This window comes from Pseudomonas sp. FSL R10-0399 (assembly GCF_009600165.1).
GTDB lineage: Bacteria > Pseudomonadota > Gammaproteobacteria > Pseudomonadales > Pseudomonadaceae > Aquipseudomonas > Aquipseudomonas helleri.
Genome location: NZ_WIWK01000259.1, coordinates 1 through 1,066 on the forward strand (window position 1 = coordinate 1; position 1,066 = coordinate 1,066).

General features: G+C 59.1%; 1 protein-coding gene. It reads left to right on the forward strand.

Going from position 1 to position 1,066, the window contains the following annotated elements; all coding sequences use genetic code 11:
* Nucleotides 1–96: 96 nt before the first annotated feature.
* The gene (locus GHO41_RS29300; protein ID WP_004577240.1) at nucleotides 97–1,059 is read left to right on the forward strand and encodes an IS30-like element ISPpu17 family transposase; all 963 of its coding nucleotides are present in this window, start codon (nucleotides 97–99) and stop codon (nucleotides 1,057–1,059) included.
* Nucleotides 1,060–1,066 lie beyond the last annotated feature (7 nt).

Sequence of the window (1,066 nt, forward strand, 5' to 3'; positions counted from 1 at the left end):
CCTGAATTCATAGAATAAGCGCAACGCTTGAAACGAGAGGCAGAGAGCCAGCCACCGGTAGAATCCAGGCTCTCACACCGAAGGATTCAAGCGCAGATGACTACGCATTACCGGCAGCTGACTCAGGGACAACGTTACCAGATTGAGGCTGGCTTGAGCGCCGCAGAGAGCCAGGCGAGCATTGCAAAGCGGGTCGGCGTGCATCCCTCGACGATCAGTCGCGAGGTTCGCCGCAACAGCACCCAGAATATCTACAAGGCTGTTTCTGCGGCCCATGAAAGTGATGCTCGTCGAGCGGGTGCGCGCAAGTTTTGCAAGCCGGCGACATGGCTCAGCCATCATCTCCCGGTGTGGCTCAAGCATGGCATGAGTCCGGAGCAGATCGCCCAGCGGTTGAAGCAGGAGCAGCCAAGCCGGGCGGTCAGCCATGAGTGGATTTATCGGTTCATTGCCGCCGAACAGCGCGCCGGTGGTGAGCTTTATACCTATCTGCGACATCGCCGAAAGCGCTACCGGAAACGCTATGGAAGCCACGATCGGCGCGGGCAGCTGCGTAATCGCGTGTCAATCAGTGAACGCCCAGCCGAGGTCGAAAGCCGCGAGCGCCTGGGGGACTGGGAGGGCGATACGGTACATGGACTGGGCGGTAACCTGGTGACCCTGGTTGATCGCAAAAGCGGCTATCTGAGCGCCTATCCGGTCAAGCGCAGAACGCGCCGGCAGGTAACGCGGGCGATCAATCTGATGCTTCAGGGCCATGCCGCTCACACGCTGACGCTGGATAACGGAAGGGAGTTTGCCGGGCATGAACGCATCGCGCTACGGAGCCAGTGCCAGGTCTTTTTTGCAGACCCCTATTCATCCTGGCAACGTGGCACCAATGAAAACACCAACGGTCTGCTCCGCCAGTATTTCCCCAAGGGCAGCGACTTCAGCAAGCTGACCGTCGAAGCCGTCAATCGGACAGTAGCGAGGATCAATCTACGCCCGCGCAAGCGCTTGGGCTGGAAGACGCCGTACGAAGTGCATACAGGGGTGAGCGTTGCACTTATGTGTTGAATTCAGG

Bases quoted from the DNA above. Each gene is read 5' to 3' on its own strand.
- GHO41_RS29300 (WP_004577240.1), top strand. From the start codon at position 97: ATGACTACGCATTACCGGCAGCTGACTCAGGGACAACGTTACCAGATT.